Annotated in this window: 16 protein-coding genes and 7 tRNA genes; 4 read left to right on the forward strand and 19 right to left on the reverse strand. The window is 33.7% G+C overall.

From position 1 onward, the window contains the following. Window positions 1-52 precede the first annotated feature (52 nt). The 12 genes from thpR to D7D81_RS13215 all read right to left on the reverse strand — a co-directional run bounded on the left by thpR (window position 53) and on the right by D7D81_RS13215 (window position 9,162). Window positions 53-616: an RNA 2',3'-cyclic phosphodiesterase gene (gene thpR, locus D7D81_RS13160; RefSeq protein WP_125990553.1), complete on the reverse strand. Its 564-nt coding sequence runs from the start codon at window positions 614-616 to the stop codon at window positions 53-55. A gap of 1 nt (window position 617) precedes the next feature. Further along, window positions 618-1,778: a tetratricopeptide repeat protein gene (locus D7D81_RS13165; protein ID WP_164522256.1), complete on the reverse strand. Its 1,161-nt coding sequence runs from the start codon at window positions 1,776-1,778 to the stop codon at window positions 618-620. A gap of 69 nt (window positions 1,779-1,847) precedes the next feature. After that, window positions 1,848-3,092, reverse strand: coding sequence for a competence/damage-inducible protein A (locus tag D7D81_RS13170; protein ID WP_125990555.1), 1,245 nt, complete (start codon window positions 3,090-3,092; stop codon window positions 1,848-1,850). Between the two features lie 180 nt (window positions 3,093-3,272). Then, window positions 3,273-4,760 carry an AAA family ATPase gene (locus tag D7D81_RS13175; protein WP_125990556.1) on the reverse strand — a complete coding sequence of 496 codons (1,488 nt, stop codon included), beginning with the start codon at window positions 4,758-4,760 and terminating at the stop codon, window positions 3,273-3,275. Further along, window positions 4,753-5,307: a hypothetical protein gene (locus tag D7D81_RS13180; RefSeq protein ID WP_125990557.1), complete on the reverse strand. Its 555-nt coding sequence runs from the start codon at window positions 5,305-5,307 to the stop codon at window positions 4,753-4,755. Before D7D81_RS13180 ends, D7D81_RS13175 begins: the two co-directional genes overlap by 8 nt. A gap of 156 nt (window positions 5,308-5,463) precedes the next feature. Further along, a complete protein-coding gene (gene pgsA, locus D7D81_RS13185) occupies window positions 5,464-6,018 on the reverse strand; it encodes a CDP-diacylglycerol--glycerol-3-phosphate 3-phosphatidyltransferase (RefSeq protein WP_125990558.1) in 555 nt (184 codons plus the stop codon). Continuing rightward, window positions 6,015-7,334 carry a 30S ribosomal protein S12 methylthiotransferase RimO gene (gene rimO, locus D7D81_RS13190; RefSeq protein WP_125990559.1) on the reverse strand — a complete coding sequence of 440 codons (1,320 nt, stop codon included), beginning with the start codon at window positions 7,332-7,334 and terminating at the stop codon, window positions 6,015-6,017. Before rimO ends, pgsA begins: the two co-directional genes overlap by 4 nt. 102 nt (window positions 7,335-7,436) lie before the next feature. Beyond that, window positions 7,437-7,513, reverse strand: a tRNA-Pro gene (locus tag D7D81_RS13195). 64 nt (window positions 7,514-7,577) lie between these two features. Further along, window positions 7,578-7,874 carry a DUF2103 domain-containing protein gene (locus tag D7D81_RS13200; RefSeq protein WP_286169701.1) on the reverse strand — a complete coding sequence of 99 codons (297 nt, stop codon included), beginning with the start codon at window positions 7,872-7,874 and terminating at the stop codon, window positions 7,578-7,580. A 162-nt stretch (window positions 7,875-8,036) separates the two neighbouring features. Beyond that, window positions 8,037-8,112: transfer RNA gene (locus D7D81_RS13205), tRNA-Thr, on the reverse strand. Between the two features lie 9 nt (window positions 8,113-8,121). Continuing rightward, a tRNA-Trp gene (locus tag D7D81_RS13210) sits at window positions 8,122-8,197 on the reverse strand. A gap of 167 nt (window positions 8,198-8,364) precedes the next feature. Further along, entirely contained in the window at window positions 8,365-9,162 is a 798-nt protein-coding gene (locus D7D81_RS13215; RefSeq protein WP_125990561.1) for a fumarylacetoacetate hydrolase family protein, read from the reverse strand. 138 nt (window positions 9,163-9,300) lie between these two features. On the opposite strand from D7D81_RS13215, the gene D7D81_RS13220 reads away from it, so the two are divergent. Beyond that, window positions 9,301-9,377, forward strand: a tRNA-Ile gene (locus tag D7D81_RS13220). 317 nt (window positions 9,378-9,694) lie between these two features. On the opposite strand, the gene D7D81_RS13225 is transcribed toward D7D81_RS13220, so the two are convergent. The 3 genes from D7D81_RS13225 to surE are packed head-to-tail and all read right to left on the reverse strand — an operon-like array spanning window position 9,695 to window position 12,466. Continuing rightward, window positions 9,695-11,224, reverse strand: coding sequence for a DEAD/DEAH box helicase (locus D7D81_RS13225; RefSeq protein ID WP_286169703.1), 1,530 nt, complete (start codon window positions 11,222-11,224; stop codon window positions 9,695-9,697). A gap of 55 nt (window positions 11,225-11,279) precedes the next feature. Further along, window positions 11,280-11,663 (reverse strand): TIGR04086 family membrane protein, encoded by a 384-nt coding sequence (locus tag D7D81_RS13230; RefSeq protein WP_125990562.1) that lies wholly within the window; start codon window positions 11,661-11,663, stop codon window positions 11,280-11,282. Between the two features lie 47 nt (window positions 11,664-11,710). Further along, a complete protein-coding gene (surE, locus tag D7D81_RS13235) occupies window positions 11,711-12,466 on the reverse strand; it encodes a 5'/3'-nucleotidase SurE (RefSeq protein ID WP_125990563.1) in 756 nt (251 codons plus the stop codon). Between the two features lie 241 nt (window positions 12,467-12,707). Between surE and D7D81_RS13240 the strand changes: the two genes are divergently transcribed. The 3 genes from D7D81_RS13240 to D7D81_RS13250 all read left to right on the forward strand — a co-directional run bounded on the left by D7D81_RS13240 (window position 12,708) and on the right by D7D81_RS13250 (window position 13,022). Then, window positions 12,708-12,784 (forward strand) — tRNA-Pro (locus D7D81_RS13240). A 6-nt stretch (window positions 12,785-12,790) separates the two neighbouring features. Beyond that, window positions 12,791-12,866, forward strand: a tRNA-Glu gene (locus tag D7D81_RS13245). Between the two features lie 71 nt (window positions 12,867-12,937). Then, window positions 12,938-13,022, forward strand: a tRNA-Tyr gene (locus tag D7D81_RS13250). Window positions 13,023-13,126: 104 nt separating this feature from the next. Here D7D81_RS13250 and D7D81_RS13255 read toward each other — a convergent pair. From D7D81_RS13255 to D7D81_RS13270, 4 genes are all read right to left on the reverse strand, one after another. Next, complete coding sequence (locus D7D81_RS13255; RefSeq protein ID WP_125990564.1) at window positions 13,127-13,966, reverse strand: helix-turn-helix domain-containing protein; 840 nt, start codon at window positions 13,964-13,966, stop codon at window positions 13,127-13,129. 176 nt (window positions 13,967-14,142) lie between these two features. After that, window positions 14,143-16,365, reverse strand: coding sequence for an FtsK/SpoIIIE family DNA translocase (locus tag D7D81_RS13260; protein WP_353622078.1), 2,223 nt, complete (start codon window positions 16,363-16,365; stop codon window positions 14,143-14,145). Between the two features lie 34 nt (window positions 16,366-16,399). Then, entirely contained in the window at window positions 16,400-17,179 is a 780-nt protein-coding gene (locus D7D81_RS13265; protein ID WP_125990566.1) for an undecaprenyl-diphosphate phosphatase, read from the reverse strand. Further along, complete coding sequence (locus D7D81_RS13270; RefSeq protein WP_205739218.1) at window positions 17,176-18,078, reverse strand: Na/Pi cotransporter family protein; 903 nt, start codon at window positions 18,076-18,078, stop codon at window positions 17,176-17,178. Before D7D81_RS13270 ends, D7D81_RS13265 begins: the two co-directional genes overlap by 4 nt. Between the last annotated feature and the right edge of the window lie 17 nt (window positions 18,079-18,095).

The following is an 18,095-nucleotide window of genomic DNA, read 5'->3' on the forward strand; positions in this document are numbered from 1 at the left end:
ATAGAACATTTGTTTAGAAAAAACAAGTATAATTCCTTATTATACTATCATACTATAAAGAAACTGAATATATGTCCTGATAAACAGGGCCATCTGATTTTAATTCACTCTTTATCAGTGATATTTTTTCCAGGGTCATTTCCCCAACAAAAAATTCTCTATTCATTAATTCCTTAATATCACGCGACAATCTTTTCATATTAGTATTTCTTCTACTTCTAGCCAGTGTTATATGAGGGGTATATGACCTATCTTCCCTTTTAAATCCTATTTTAACTAATTCATCTTCTAACTTATGGTGTATTATTTTAAGGTAATCTTCCCCTTTTTCTACCCCTAAATAAAATATTTTAGGATTGTCTGGATATGGAAAAGCACCACTCCCTTTAAAAAGGAGTGGAGCAATTGCTGTTCCCTGAGCTACTATATCTATAGCTTTTTTTATATCAAAAATTTTATCCCCTTTAACCTCACCTAAAAACCTGAGGGTTATATGATAATGATCCTTTTTAACCCATTTTAATCCTGCATTAACCTTTTTTAGAATATCAAGCTGTCTACAGAGATTATCCCGCAGTAAGGCAGGCAATTTAATAGCAATAAAAAGTCTCATCATACTATTCCTTTAACATTTCAGCCAGCATTCTTTTTGCCTGGACATGACTACTATCTAGATGGATTGCCCTTCTGAGTTCATTAATAGCAGCTTCTTTCATATCTAAATTTTTATAAGCCAGTGCCAGACTGAAATGAGCAGGTGCATGTTCAGGATTATGTTCCAGGGCTTTTATATACTGTGCCATAGCTTTATAAGGACTATCATCTTCCAGGTAAATATCCCCCAGCGCAAGATATGCCCTTACATAGCTTCCATTATACTTGATAGCATCATTATAATATGCTATAGCACTCTCTATTTCACCTTCCTTTTTATATATCTCAGCCAGGTAATAATATGCCTGATAAATATTTCTATTTTGTTCTACAATAAGCTCAAATTCATCCCTGGCTTTATCAATATCACCATTACTATATAAAGCAACAGCCAGCTTAGTCCTGATTGCTACAAAACTAGGACTGATCTCTACACCTTTAGACAATATATCTATAGCAGATTGATAATCTTCTAGACCTAAATAAATATCCCCCATATTAAGATAAATTGATACATCATCTCTTTTGTCTTCCAGGGCTTTTTCATATGCTGTCAAGGCCTCTTTAAGTTGACCAGAATCCCTATATAATGAAGCAAGGTTTATATAATCATCTGTTTTACCACTTTTAGCTAAAGAAGCCTCATATTCATTAATAGCCTCTTCAATATTTCCTAATCCCTGGTGAGTTACAGCCAGGTCTTTATGAAAACCAGCAGTATCTATTCCTAACTTCCTTGCTTTAATTAATTCCCTTTTAGCTTCATTATAGAAGGGACTATCAAAATAACCATCTTTATTCAAGTAAACCTGTCCTAATTCCCAGTGTAAGAGACCAAATTTGTAGCCTATTTCTTCAAGTGAATTCATATTATTCTTGGCTGCACCCACATTATTTAACTTCAAATAAGCAAGTGTTTGATAATATAAGGCATCGGCTTGATTATGATTATCTTCTGCCAGGTAATCATTAAAATTAATTATTGCATCTTCATATAAACCATTATAGTATTTACTTATCCCTTCCAGTAATAAACCATGGTCAGCAGATACTAGACCGGTTTGTACTATCATTACAAAGGCTAATAAAAACAAAACCATGTATATTCGTTTTTCTTTAAACATATCATCCATCCCCCTTAAAGATTAATTAAGAATATTAAAGACACTTATTTATTATATTCATGTTTATCTTTAAAACTCCTGCCCATTTACCAGATATCTATAAAGGTAATATAAGGCATATTGCGTACTCATCCATTTGTTCCAGGCCCGATCATTACGCAGCTTGAGTTTGAATGTTTGGCTATAATCATCAATGGCTAATCCTAGATATACAAGTCCTACAGGTTTTCCCTGACTACCACCCCCAGGACCGGCTATTCCGGTAATCGCTATCCCTATATCAGTACTCATATTATCCTTAATGCCCTCTGCCATTTCCTGAGCAGTCTCTGCACTCACAGCACCATATTTTTTAAGGGTATTTTCCTCAACTCCCAAAAGCTCATGTTTCACCTGGTTACTATAGGCTATTACTCCTCCCTGGAAATATTCTGAACTTCCAGCTATATTTGTTATTCTATCCCCCAGAAGACCTCCTGTACAGGATTCAGCAGTTGCAATGCTTAATCCTTTTTCTTTTAATAATTCTGCAACTACAACTGCTAACCCCTTATCATCACTGCCATAGACATATTCGCCAACTCTTTCTCTAATCCCTTTTTCAACAGCAGCAATTAATTCCCCTGCTTTTTCTTTAGAACTGGCCTTGGAAGTTATCCTAATCTTTACCTCCCCTTTGCCTGCCAGTAATGCGATAGTAGGGTTTGTCTGTTTATCAAGTATATCCTTAATTTCCATCTCTAGAGAAGATTCACCTATTCCAAAAAAATTTAAAACCTTTGATTGAATCAACCCAGCACTTAATTCCTTTAAATAAGGTAAAACCTTTCTTTCAAGCATATCTTTCATTTCTCCTGGAACACCTGGCATTGATATTATTATTATGTCATCTCTTTCCAACAATATACCAGGGGCAGTACCCTTTTCATTAGGAATTTCAGTAGCACCTTCAGGAAGGCAGGCCTGTTTTTCATTATTTACAGTCATAGAATAGTTTTTTTCTCTAAAGTAGTTCTTGATTGCAGTTAATAGTCTTTCATCTTTCTTTAACTCCAAACCCATACTGGCAGCAATTGCTTCCCTTGTAAGGTCATCATCAGTTGGTCCCAGTCCACCAGTTGTAATAATAATATCAGCCCTCTGTTGAGCCCTTTTGATAGTTGCAGTTATTCTTGCCAGATTATCACCAACAGTTGATACATAGTGTATATCAAAACCATTTTCAGTTAATTTTTCAGCAATATAGGTTGAATTAGTATCTATAATATCCCCCAGTAATAACTCTGTACCAATAGAAATTATCTCTACAATCACAAATATCCTCTCCAATCCCTTCTTGAAAAAATAGCAGTATCAATAATTATTAGATATGTAAATCATAGAATAAAACCTATATTTATTATAACATAAAATATTAAAAGCAGACAGGGGACATTTTACCCGAGAGTAATAGAATAAAATTTCTTTACCAGATAAAATGTCCATCTATCCCACTTAAGCAGACTTACTAATCTCCAATAATTTTCTAAGCTCATCACCAGAAAATCTTTCATTATTAATAAGCTGGTCTGCAATATCTTTAACAATTTCTTTGTTATCTTTAATTAATCCCCGAACAGAATTTTCAATTCCAGTAAAAATTTTGGTCATCTCCTGATGTAGTAATTCTTTGGGTATAGCATTTTCATCTACTACACCAAGTTCAGTCATACCAGAGGTAACCATTATTTTTACTAATTTTACAGCCTTTTCAAAATCATTTTTAGCTCCAGTACTTCTACTATCCAGAAGAATTTCTTCTGCCACTGCCCCTGCAATACAAACACTGATTTGCTTTTCTAGATAATCTTTGGTCTGTAAATAAAAATCATCTTCCTGATTATGTCTTACATAACCAAGGGCCCGTCCTCTTGATGTTATAGTAATAGTAGACACTGAACCAGGATTTAAAATTTCCCCAATCAGGGCATGACCGGTTTCATGAATAGCCACTCTTTTTAATTCTTCTTTAGCCGGGCGTCTATCAAGCTTTTCCCCCATAATCACTTTATCGATAGCTTCCATAAAATGTCTTTGTTTTATTTTTTCTGAACCTTCCCTTAAAGCAAAAATAGCTGCCTCATTAGCCAGATTTTCTAGATGTGCACCAGAAAACCTGAAAGTGTCCTGGGCTATTTTTTCTAAATCTACCCCATCATCCAGTGGTTTATTGGCTGTATGGAGTTCAAGAATACTTAAGCGCCCTTTTTTTGCAGGAAGATCAACCTGGACTATTCTATCAAAACGACCTGGCCTCAATAAAGCCTGATCAAGAATATCGATTCTATTTGTAGCAGCCATTACCAGGAGTTGAACATCATCATCGACAGATAACCCATCCATCTCTACCAGTAATTGATTTAGGGTTTGATCATATTCTAAATGACTGGTAACCTGTCCACGCTTACTACCAAGGATATCAATTTCATCAATAAAAATAATAGCACTATCCTTGCCAGTTTTTTTAGCAGATTGTTTGGCATCTTTAAATAGGTTTCTAACCCTTTTAGCACCTAAACCAGCATACATTTCTATAAACTCACTACCTGAAGTTGCTTTAAAAACAGAGTCAGTATATCTGGCAGCAGCCTTGGCTAGCATTGTTTTACCAGTACCAGGAGGTCCGCTCAATAATATTCCTTTGATTGCCCTTATTCCCATATATTTTATTCCATTGATATCTTTTATAAAATCAAGTGCTTCCATTAATTCCTTTTTGGCAGAATCCTGTCCACCAATATCGTTAAACCTTACTAAAGGAATTTTCTTATCAGTAGAACCCTTATTAGCAGTTGATGAACCGGTAATACCTCCATTAGTCAGCATCTGCCACATAAAAAAAGTTAAGAAGGATAGAAAGATAAGTGGTAGGATATTAAACCCCTGTAAAGCCAGTATAATTAATGTGGAAATAACTATTCCAATTCCAATCTCTTTAACCATTTGAGCCACCCCCTTCTGTGTGAACTGTTATTGTCTTATTATAAGGAATCTTCTTATATAGAGATGTTTTATCTCCATTTAATTGAAAATAGACTGCCTCATTATCTATCCAGAGCTTATAATCTGTAAATTCACTTTCCTCAACAATCTCTGCTACATTCTCTTCCATAGTAACAAATTTATTGGTTTTTATACCCTCATAGATTGCATAGTGTAATCGATAATATACATTTTCAAGGTCACTATTAGACTCATTTTTTATTATTATACTGCCTTTATCATTTATCTTACTATCAGCAAAAATGCCTTCTATCTCTTTATAGACATGATAGAAATCAATAGCCGGGTCAAGACTCAAAATCATATCCATCTTACCATCTTTATTTACCATTTCTACCTCTTTGACACCATCAACCCCTGCTATCTCTTCTTTGATAGGTTTATCAATATTATATACTTTATAAAAGTGTTGTCCTACAAAAAATGAAATTAATACTAATAAGATAACAATAACTACAATATTTATTTTGACACCCTTAAATTCCATTATAATCCTCCTCTCTATTTAACTAAGGTACATATTTTATTATAACATCATATAACTTATGTTTCTATAATATAATGTTTGTAATCTTTTCCATCAAAATAAAGACCTGAATCAAGGCAGTTGATAAATCAGGTCTAAAATAATTATTATCTTTATTCAACCCTTTTCTTCATGAAAAAAATCAATATTAGTTTTAGTAAAATAGTCAATACCAGAAATAATTGTAATAATCACAGCAATCCATAATAAAATATTTCCTATATCAAGAGGCAATCTTATTAAATCCGAGTCTATTATTACAGCTATAACAGCTGCAATCTGTAACCCCGTTTTCCACTTGCCCCATTTACTGGCAGCTATCACCTTACCTTCACTTGCTGATATTACCCGCAATCCAGTTACTGCCAGTTCCCGGCCAATAATTATAATAGCAGGCCAGGCAGAAATCTCACCCAAAGCAACAAAAGAGATTAGAGCAGCACTTATTAATAGCTTATCAGCCAGAGGGTCAAGTATCTTTCCAAACTTGGTTATCTTCTGCTGTTTTCTTGCTAGATAACCATCCAATCCATCTGTAATAGCAGCTACGATAAAAACAAATAAGGCAATTATTTCGAAAAAAACCGGATGGCTTTCCCTCAATAACAAGAATAACATAAAAATCGGCACTAATATTACCCTGCCTAAAGTCAATTTATTTGGTAAGTTCATTTAATTATCTCTCCTATTAAATCATATTCGTAGGCATCACTGACTTTACAATAGAGCAGATCACCTTTCCTATAACTTTTTACAGCTAGATAGACCTGATTATCAATCTCAGGCGCATCATATCTGCTCCGTCCAATTGCATATTCATCTGTAATTTCATCGATTAATACCTCTATATTTTTCCCCACTAGTCTCTGATTATTATTATAAGATATCTCCCGTTGAATTTCCATTATCTTTTGATACCTTTCTTCTTTAATATCCTCAGGAATCTGTCCTCTATATGATGAAGCCGGGGTATCCTCTTCAGCAGAATACTTAAAAACACCTAATCTATCAAACCTTATCTGCTGGATAAAATCTATTAAATCCCCGAAGTCTTCATCTGTTTCACCTGGAAAACCGACTATTAATGAGGTTCTGAGGGCAATACCTGGTATTTCCCTTCTAAGTTTTTTTATCCTAGTAAGGAGTTGAGACCTTCTACCTGTTCTATTCATTCTTTTTCTTATTTTATTTGAAGAATGTTGTACAGGAAGATCAAGGTAATTGCAAATCTTATCACTATTAGCCATTATACTAATAAGTCTGTTGTTAATCCTTTCGGGATAACTATACATTATTCTCAACCATTTAAGATTTTTAATCTTATTTAATTTTTCTAACAAGTCAGCTAGGGCAGGTTTTCCATATATGTCCAGACCGTAACAGGTAGTATCCTGAGCAACTAATATAATCTCTTTAACACCCTTTTCTACAAACCCTGCTACTTCTTCGTAAATATCTTCCATTTGACGGCTGTATAAAGGACCCCTTATTCTAGGTATACTACAGTAACTACAATTATTATTACAACCTTCTGCTATTTTAACATAAGCATAATGTGGTTCTGATAAGACCCTCGCCTGTGAAGATTTATATGAAAACGCTGGAGAAACCACTCTATTAACCCTATTTCCACTTAGGGTAAGTTTTAGAATATCTGTTATTTCATCAAATTTACTCGTTCCTATAATTGCATCAACTTCAGGTAGTTCATTTAGTATTTCATCTCTATATCTCTGAGTAAGACAGCCAGTTACAATAATAGACTTACACTGCCCATGTTTTTTTAACTGACCAGCCTGAATTATTGTATCAATCGATTCTTCCCTGGCATCCTGAATAAATCCACAAGTATTAATTATTATTATATCAGCATTAGCTGGATTGTCTATTATACGAATATTATCACTTTTAGACAAAGTACCCAACATAAGTTCACTATCAACCTGATTTTTGGAACAACCAAGGCTTATTAATGATATTGTAGTCATATAGAATTCCTTTCTAATTAAAAGTGACTGCTATACAAAAAAGCCCATAAAAAGGGCTTCTACCTGAAATTTAATCTATAATTATTAATTCAAATTATACAATGGTCGGGTTGCCGGGATTTGAACCCGGGACCTCACGCCCCCCAGACGTGCGCGCTACCTAGCTGCGCCACAACCCGAAACAAGATTAATTATATATAATTATAAATTCTTTGTCAAGAAAAGAATCCTACAGATTATAATTTATTTAATAAATTCCTTTAATTTCAGGTTTTCTATTGTTTTATCCTGATTATCTGTAACCACAAATACCTCCTGGATTGAAGAACTAGTTTTTCCCAGTAATTTAATACCACTTGCAGTCTTATACTTCAATTGTAGATAAGCCTGTATTCCACTTCCTTTACGTCTGTTTATTCGCCCTGGAATAATACTCTTTACCGTCTTCATCATAGCAATTTCCTCTAAAAAAGGGAAAATTTCACTTAAAATTGTATGTTCCTGTTTAATCTTATTAGACCGATATTTATTTTCTGACACACTTAACCACTTCCTCATTAGAAAAAATTATATCATTATGTCTGTAATTATGCAAGATTACATCATACCTATTTATTTATATATATATTAATGATCTACTATAATAATTAGTAATTTTATATATTTTAATAAAAAAAAGGCCGTAAGGCCTTATGCTTTCAATGGAGCTAACGACCGGACTTGAACCGGTAACCTGCTGATTACAAGTCAGCTGCTCTACCAATTGAGCCACGTTAGCTTATTCAAATGGCAGGGGCGGCAGGACTTGAACCCGCAACCAACGGATTTGGAGTCCGCTACTCTACCAGTTGAGCTACACCCCTGTACAAAGAAAATACTGTGTTTCAACGACAAAAACAATTATATTAAAGTGGAGGTAATAGGTCAAGTACTACATTGCCCGAAAATAGACGTTAAAAGAAAATAAATGGTTTATACTATTATAAAGTCTTTGACACTGCTAATTACTATGAATGTCAACATTCAAGTCTTATCTCTCTTTTATAACAGTATTTTTTAATACTCCAATACCCTCTATCTCTATTTCAATAAGGTCACCTTCCCTAAGAAAAACAGGCTCTTCTCTAGCAAAACCTACCCCTTCAGGTGTACCAGTCATAATAACTGTTCCTGGAAAAAGTGTCATATTTTTGGAACAGTAACTTATTATTTCTGCCGCTGAAAAAATCATATTTGATGTATTAGAATTCTGCATTACCCTTCCATTTAATCTTGACTGAATCTTACAATTATCAGGATTAAGCTCTGTTTCAAGCCATGGTCCTAAAGGACAAAAGGTATCAAATGATTTACCCCTGGCCCACTGTTTATCTATCCTCAATTGGCAGTCCCTGGCACTTACGTCATTACCACAGGTATAACCCAATATATAATCAGCAACCTCTTCTTTTTCAATATTTTTAGCTTTTTTCCCGATAATAACGGCCAATTCTGCCTCATAATCCACTTCATTCGGAGCACTTAATGGTAGTTTTATATCCTGTTCAGGTCCAATAACACTATTAGTTGTTTTAACAAAAAGAACAGGGGCATCTGGTAATCTACCAAAATCCTGTGAACCCTCCTCAGCATGTTTTTGATAGTTTAAGCCAACTGCAATAATATTAGGTGGATTAACTGGATTTTCTAGAACAACTTCTTCCAGATTAAGAACCTCATCAGATAAATTATAATCATCAAAAACACCCCCATTAATAATTTGTATCTTACCCTCTTTTAAAATTCCATAGCTTTTCCTGTTATCTTTAGTAAATCTTACAATCTTCATCCAGTCACACCCTTTCCTGTTATATCTTCTATTATAATAATTTTACTAAATTTAAATTATTCCTGCTTTTTTTTGAAAAAACCAATTATTTTATTTGACATATATTATAATATATATTATAATTGGTTTTGTCGCTAAGGGCCCATAGCTCAGCTGGTCAGAGCAACCGGCTCATAACCGGTTGGTCCCAGGTTCGAATCCTGGTGGGCCCACCAATATATGAGGGCAGGATGATATCATCCTGCCCTCTTCTTTATTTAATTAAGTATCTCGCATAATTAATTATACAAAACACTTAATTATAAGAAAAGAAGTCAACAGCAAACAGAGTCACTTACAGCATCTCCTATTATATTTAAATGCTGCAGTAATTATATACCTTCCTGGTATATATTTTTCCATTGCAGAAATAACCCTGTTTAACTATTGACTTCTATAAAATAATATTAACAGTTTACACAATTTTTATTCATATTACATTAAATTTTAAAGAGTCTGTTCGAAAATAATCAGTATATACCCCAACACACACTTAAACTGTTAAAAGTGTATTTTTTTTATCAGGATGATTATCAATAAGTTTATTACCCAAATTCTTAAAACCTTCTTCTATTTCTTTCTCAGAATCTGACTCAGCAAGAATCTCTATTATATCATGCTCAATTGATTTTACTTTATCTGGTTTTATTAATATATCTTCCATATTTCCGATAATAGTTTTAAATAAATTAATCTTATTATACAATAATTTAATGATTTTTTCTTCAATGGTATTAGCAGTTACAAGGTTATAAATCTCAACATCTTTTGTCTGACCCAACCTATGCACTCTACCAATTCGCTGTTCTACTTTCATAGGATTCCAGGGGAGGTCATAATTAATTATAATATTGGAAAATTGCAGGTTTAGTCCCTGACTACCTGCTTCAGTACTTATTAGAACATCCTTGTCCCTCTGAAATATATATTTAACCCATTCCTTCCCACTGGAACTATATCCTCCATTAAAAAGGATAGTACTATATCCTTTATCCTCCAGAAATCTCGCGATATAAACCTGTGTAGCCCTATATTCGGTAAAAATTATTACCTGACCATTTGCTTTCCCTAATATATTTAAAACCTCTTTTATTTTAGAATTCATTTTAATTCCTTTAGCCAGTTCATAAATTTCTCTTAAACTAGGTGAGTATTCATTCTTTTGAGCCAGTGTCTGCATAATAGCAAATGAACTACTACATATTTCACGCTGATAGGTAAGCAGATTTAAAATACTAAGCCTACCAGCTTTTCTCCGCCTATACTCTGTTTTAACATAGTTACTTACTTTATTATATAATTTTCTTTCTTCAGATGTTAGCTTAACATTAATATGATATATCTTTCTTTCTGGAAACTCAAGTCCTGTATCTGCATGGGAATTTCTAATCATTACTTTATGCAATTTTTCCTTTAAATTTTTTGTATTTTTAATAAGATACTTCCCAGCCACATACTTCTTCTTAAATTCTTCTAAATCCCCATAAAGGTCTGGGTATAAGATAGATATTAAATTATATAATTCTTCAATATTATTTTGAATTGGTGTGGCAGTTAATAAAAGACAATACTTCTTTTTTAGATTATTAACAAATTTCCAGTTAAGTGTATCACAATTTTTAAGTCTATGTGCCTCATCAACTATTACCAAATCAAAATCTATTTTTTTAAGGATCTGAGCATGGTCATTCCTTTTAGCCTTATCCAGCGAGGCAATTTGATGATCAAAATAATCCCAGGCCCTTCCCTTTCTATTGAAAAAAATATTCTCAATCTTAAATTTACTAACTAATTCATTTGTCCACTGGAACCCTAAAGAAGCCGGGACTAGTATTAATGATTTTTTTACCAGACCTTTTTCTATATACTCCTTTAAGATCATACCAGCCTCTATGGTTTTTCCCAGTCCAACTTCATCAGCTAATATGGCTTTACCATTTAATTCATCTATTACTTTTCTGACCGTTTTCTTTTGATGAGGTAGAAGGTCTAAATCAAGGGAATCTATTGAAATATATATCACCTCCCTCTCTTAAGATACCCTTCTTCCCTCATTATTTATGTAGGAAAGTTTTGACTTAGAAATTAATACCTATAATACCACCTATGCTCCCCACTAAAAGGCCAATAAATGACAATAATAATACATGCCAGATTGAAACAGGTATACTTATTATCCCAATAAGTATCATGATCAGCATATATATTAAACCTGATAGTCCCCCATGTAACCAACCATTGTTTTCTACTTTTCTGGCTGCAAAAAATCCTATTAAAATAATTATTAGAAAGTTAGTTATTATTAATATTGTATTTAAGGTGTTTGTCTGCAAACTAAAAAAGAACCTTGAGAAAATAGCCATTATTATACTTAAAAACAACAGGATAATAATCCCCAGTAAGACAACCTTAAAAATGATAATATTATTTATACTTCTATTCTCATTCATTTTTTCAAACACAAAAATCCCCCCCTGATTAAAATATATTATCAAAAAGGGGATTTAATTCAAAAAATATTATTATCGAGTAATTCAATTGTATTATAATCAGTTAAAACAGGTTTCAAGGGGGTAATTGTTATATAATTACTATTAAGCAAATATATATCTGTATCCTCTTCTTTTTTACAATTAATAGAACCACCAGTTAACCAAAAATAACTATTTCCCATGGGATCAATTCGTTCTTCAAACTTATCTTCATATTGACTTTTACCCAACTTTGTTATCTTAACACCCTTAATTTGATTTTCTTTAAGATCAGGAAAATTAATATTTAATAAAACTGCTTGATTTATTTTATATAATTTTTCACTGACAAGTTCTTCAATAAAACGGGCAGGATAGGCAAAATTACGGGTTGAACTGCTAGCCAGTGAAACAGCAATTGCTTTATAACCTATCATCCAGGCCTCCATAGCGGCTGAAACTGTCCCTGAATAAAGCACATCATATCCGAGATTAGAACCATCATTTATACCAGAAATAATAAAATCAGGTTTGAAATCAATTAATTTCTCGACACCAAGCTTAACACAATCAGCAGGAGTACCATTTATCTTATAGGCTTTTAAACCCTCAATCCCTAGTTCAGCCTCCTTGACCCGTAATGGATTACTAATCGTAATTGAATGCCCGGCAGCGCTCCTCTCTCTATCAGGAGCAGTAATAATAACATTATGGCCTCTCCTAATTAATGCCCTGGCTAACGCCCTGATACCCTCTGCATAAACACCATCATCATTTGTTAATAGTATATTCATATATATCACCTTCTTTATTTAGATTATATCTGTATATTCTTCTTTTTTAATCATATATTATTAATAAAATATCATTAGTGATAAGAAATGGCAAATAAAATTATAATTTTTAAATCATATTAATCTGTACAATAAGTGAGATTCACAAAGATATAATGTTCTAATCACTGATAACCTGGATTATTACCGCTTCATCCCCTTTGACCTTAAAGGATTTTTCCTGTATACTAATCAATGTTGTCGGGCTGTGGCGCAGTTTGGTAGCGCACCTGCTTTGGGAGCAGGGGGCCCTCGGTTCAAATCCGAGCAGCCCGACCATTCTATGCCCTCATCGTCTAGGGGTCCAGGACACCAGGTTTTCATCCTGGCGGCAGGGGTTCGAATCCCCTTGAGGGTGCCAATTAAGATGTAGGAAATAAGAAGTAGGACAGAGTTTCTTAGCTCTGACTCCCGACTTCTTACTTCCAATACGGAGGGGTGCCCGAGTGGCTAAAGGGAGCAGACTGTAAATCTGCCGGCGATGCCTACGAAGGTTCAAATCCTTCCCCCTCCACCAATTCTTACACAGCAATATAGCTGTGTTTTTTACTGCTCAATATTATTTATATATTCTAAATACTTTAAAAAGGCGGAATTCTAAACCGCCTTTTCTACATTAAATTAAAATTTTATTTCCTTTTTAACAACCTCACCCTTCCTGCCCCACGGTCCAGATTCCTGTTTGTCTATTTCAACCTTTACTCCAGCAGCATTTCCAATCGTTAAATTCAACTTGTCATAACCTGAATACTCCTTTTCCTCCCCCTTTTTTAATATTCCAGTAAAAACTTTATCACCATCCACAACTATCTCTATCCAGGTTCTATCTATAACAATCAATTTAACAATTTTTTTTTTGCTGTCTAAACTTTTTAACACCGTTTCATCTTGATCAGACTCATTATTAAATGAACTGGCTGCTTGACTGCTGACCTCTTCTACTTTATTATAATCATTCCCTACTATATCATATTGTTTAACTTCATTTTCTGATTCAATCTCCTTCTTATTAGCAGTAATATCTAAATTATAATTATCATCTGCTATATTATTTACCTCATTTTTTGAATCATTTAAGAGAAATACATTATACACTACAAAGCCCACAACCAATAAGATTAGTAAAACTACTATTGAACTTAAAAAGACTTTATTATGTAATATACTAGGATTTTCATTTTTCTCATTTTCAATTGTCTCTTCTTCCTCTTCCTCTTTCGCTTTCCTCTCCATTTCTTTTATCTGATTATATTTATCTACCAGTTGTGCTCCATCAAGATTAAGATAATCAGCATATCCTTTAATAAACGCCTTAACATAGGCTTCACCTGGTATTAGCTCATATTCTTCATTTTCCAGGGCAGCAAGGTATTTGCTTCTAATTTTTGTTTTTTCCTGTAAATCCTTTAATGATAGACCCTGTTTTTCCCTAGCCTCCTTTAATTTAGCACCTATAGACAAATTATACCCTCCTTTCCCTATAATAAGTTTTTTTTATTCTTAAGCTGATTTTTCTAAACACAACAATAATCTTCTGCTAACAAACAGAAGTATTATTAAATAAAGAAATAACTACTCAATCTTTAACTTCTATTCTTTAACTTCTATAAAAGGTATAAAAACTCCTTTTTATATCTTTAATCATTGTCTTTAGCAAAAAACTCCTCCAGGTCCTCCTGTTCAATAAAGACATCACGAGGCTTACTACCGGCATATGGACCGACAATACCATCTTCCTCCATCTGATCGATTAAACGGGCAGCCCTGGAATGACCAATATGCAGGCGCCGCTGCAGCATAGAAATAGAAGCACGATAATTCACAACCAATTTTACAGCCTCTTCATATAAATCATCATGGTTATCATCTAATGCAATCGCAACATCCTTGATTTCTTCCAGATCAAATTCATAATCTGGATTACCCTGGTTTTTCACAAAATCAACAATAGCATTAATCTCCTCATTGTCAACAAAAGCACCCTGAACCCGCTTCGGTTTTTGTGTGCCAGCCGGGGCAAACAACATATCTCCTTTGCCCAAGAGTTTTTCTGCCCCCCCCATATCCAGAATAGTCCTTGAATCAGTCTGGGAAGAAACAGCAAAAGATATCCTACTTGGTATATTAGCCTTTATTAAACCAGTAATAACATCTACAGAAGGCCGTTGAGTTGCTATAACCAAGTGGATACCAGCAGCCCTGGCCATTTGAGCAAGCCGGCATATATTATCTTCTACCTCATTAGCAGATACCATCATCAGATCTGATAATTCATCAATAATTACTACAATGTAAGGTAATTTCTCAGCCGGTTCTACTTTTTTATTATAAGAACCTATACCTCTTGTCCCACTATCAGAAAATAGTTCATACCTGCTCTCCATCTCATCAACTACCAACTTAAGAACACTAGAAGCCTTTTTAGGATCAGACACAACCGGCGAAAAAAGATGTGGTAAACCCTGGTAAGAACTTAATTCAACCTTTTTAGGATCTATTAACAGCAATTTTACTTCACCAGGTGTAGCTTTATAGAGTATACTGGCTATAATCGTATTAATACAAACACTCTTACCTGAGCCGGTTGCACCAGCTACCAGTAGATGTGGCATCTGTGATAGATCAGCAATAATAGGACTACCATCAATGCCCATACCTAAAGCAAGACTAAGTTTACCCTTTGTCCGAGAAAACTCCCGGGAAGACAATATATCCCGTAGTCTGACAGTAATATTCTCCATATGTGGTACTTCAATGCCAACAGCGGCCTTGCCAGGTATAGGAGCCTCTATCCTTACACCAGGTGCAGCCAGGGATAAAGCAATATCATCAGCAAGATTTACAATCTTGCTTACCTTTACCCCTGATGCTGGCTGAACTTCATATCTGGTGATTGTTGGACCATGATTAACCTTTATTACTCTGGCATCAACTCCAAAACTCTCCAGTGTTTCTTCAAGGACTTCAGATTTATTACCCGGTCTTTTTCTCTTGTGTTTTGAATCTTTAAGAAGTTTTATTCCAGGAAGAACATACTTTCTTTTCTCTTTCACGCCGCCATTATCAATATTATCCTTCGTCTCTTCCTGCTCTAATATCTCATCCTCTAGATCATTCTCCTGATTTATAATTTCCTCACTATCTTCTAGCTCAGTTAAGGCCTCAACAGCTGCCACTTCATCTACCGAAAAATCAAAAATATCTTCCTCATAACTAGATTCACTATCATAATATCCGGCTTCAACAGGACTCTGATCCAATTCTGAGTTTTTATTTTTCTCTTTTTTTATAAACCTTCTAAAATAAGCTGATATTAAATTTTTAAATTTCTGGATGAGTGATAATAAGAGGATATTAAACCATAAAAGAAATCCAATCAACATAAAAGAAAACAATATAATATAAGTGCCTATTAATCCAAATAACTGTATAGATATCCAGGATATACCTCCCCCAAGCAGACCACCACCATAACCCATCAGGGCATAATCAAGTGGAAAGCGGGGATATAATCGTGTATGAATCAGGGTAAGGAGAGTAATAAAACAAATAATAAATCCAAGTAGTCTGGTGTTTATTCTTAAACCTTTAAAACGAATTAACGTTATTCCCCATAAAATAAAGATTAAGGGAATTATAAAGGCACCCTGACCAAAGAAAAAATTATAGGAATTTGATAATTTTTCTCCAACAATACCAGTAGTACTGGTAAAAAGTGATATTACACTTAATATACCAAAGGCAATCATTAAAATACCCAGAATTTCATTCTTTCTTTTTTCTATTGTCTCCATATCCAGCTCATCCTGAACAAGGGTTTCGTCTATTTCTTTTTCCTTTTCCTTTTCGTCTTTGTCCACCTGATACACCTCCATAATAATATTTCTACATCTTCTAAAATAATCCTGCTAAAATAATAATTAAAACCCCAAGTATCCAGCAGTAATAAGCAAATACCATTAAACTGCCTTTTTTTAGGACATGTAATAGATATTTTATAGCTAGATACCCTGTAACAGCTGTCACAACAGCTCCCGTAATAATCAATACCCAGTTGGTACCGGCAAATCCATTATCAAGGAGTTCTTTAAGTTCCAACATTCCAGCCCCCAATATAACAGGAATAGATACCAGAAATGAATATTTAGCTGCCGATTCCCTGTCAAAGCTCTGAAAAATAGAGGCTGTAATGGTTGTACCAGAACGGGAAATACCTGGGATAATAGCTAATCCCTGGGCAATACCAATAATAACAGCATTATGTTCTTTCATATCTGCTAATCCCTTTCTACTAACAGCAAATTTCTCTACAAGATAAAGAAATAACCCTGTAATTAATAACATAAAACCAACATTTAAGACTGAAGAAAAAAGCCCTGTAAAAAAGTCTTTTAAAAAAAAACCCATTAAACCAGTTGGTATAATCCCAACAATTATTAAGTAGCTAAGTCTTCTCTTCTCTTTTTTTAATAATAGAATGTCTTTTACTTCCTGCCAGTAAATAATCAAAATTGGAATAACCGTACCAATATGCAAAAAAATATCAAGGGTTAATTGCCCCTCGTTAATACCAAATAAATTCTGTAAAATCACTAAATGTCCTGAACTACTAATAGGTAAAAACTCTGTTATTCCCTGAACAATACCAATTATAACTACATTAATTAAATTCATCCCTTTTCCCCCCCTATTAATCTAACAAACGAATTAAAAACCGGCAAAAAAACAAATAAATTAAATATATTAAAAATAGTGTGTGCATTAGCTATCTGTCTTATCAAGCTAGTACTGGTCAGATTAATAAAATAGACAAATTTATCAAACACAGGTAATAATAAAACCACACCAATAATATTAAAGATAAAGTGTCCATTGGCCAGTATTTTAGCTTCTCTTTCACAGTTTATACTGGCAAGATAGGCAGTAATACATGTACCAATATTACTACCCAGGGCAATAGCTATAGCAGCAGGTAAGGTAATTAAATTAACCACCGCTAAACTAACAGTTATCCCGGTAACAGCACTACTACTTTGAATAACAGCAGTGATCATCATCCCTAATAAAATATTTAATAATACATTATTCCCACTCTTAATCAATAGATATTTAATAAAGACTGCTACCTCTTCACGTTGAAAAAAAGCTGACATCATATTCAAACCAGCAAAGATAATGCCAAAGGAAATTAAAATAAACCCCAGCATTTTTATTTTATTGAATGTTAAACACCCCAGTATAATTAAGAATAGACCCAGTATAATTAAATAAGGATAGGTATTCAATACAGGAAATGATATAAGTTGCACAGTAAAGGTCGTACCTATATTCGCCCCCAAAAGGATAGCTAGAGCCGATTTTACTGATATCAAACCACTTTCCAGAAGACTTATTAAAACAATTGAAACAGCACTACTACTCTGTAAAATAGCTGTTACAATAATACCAGTGAAAATACTGCTAGGTAGATTACTAGCTAGTTTATGTAATATACTCTCAAAGCCAGCAGAAGAAATTGATTCTACTCCTTTTTTAGAACCCTCAAGTCCAATTAAAAATAAAAAAAGACCCAACAAAAAAATATGCATAG

The sequence above is a fragment of the Halocella sp. SP3-1 genome, from assembly GCF_003953885.1.
In the GTDB taxonomy this organism is placed as follows: Bacteria; Bacillota; Halanaerobiia; order Halanaerobiales; family DTU029; genus Iocasia; species Iocasia fonsfrigidae.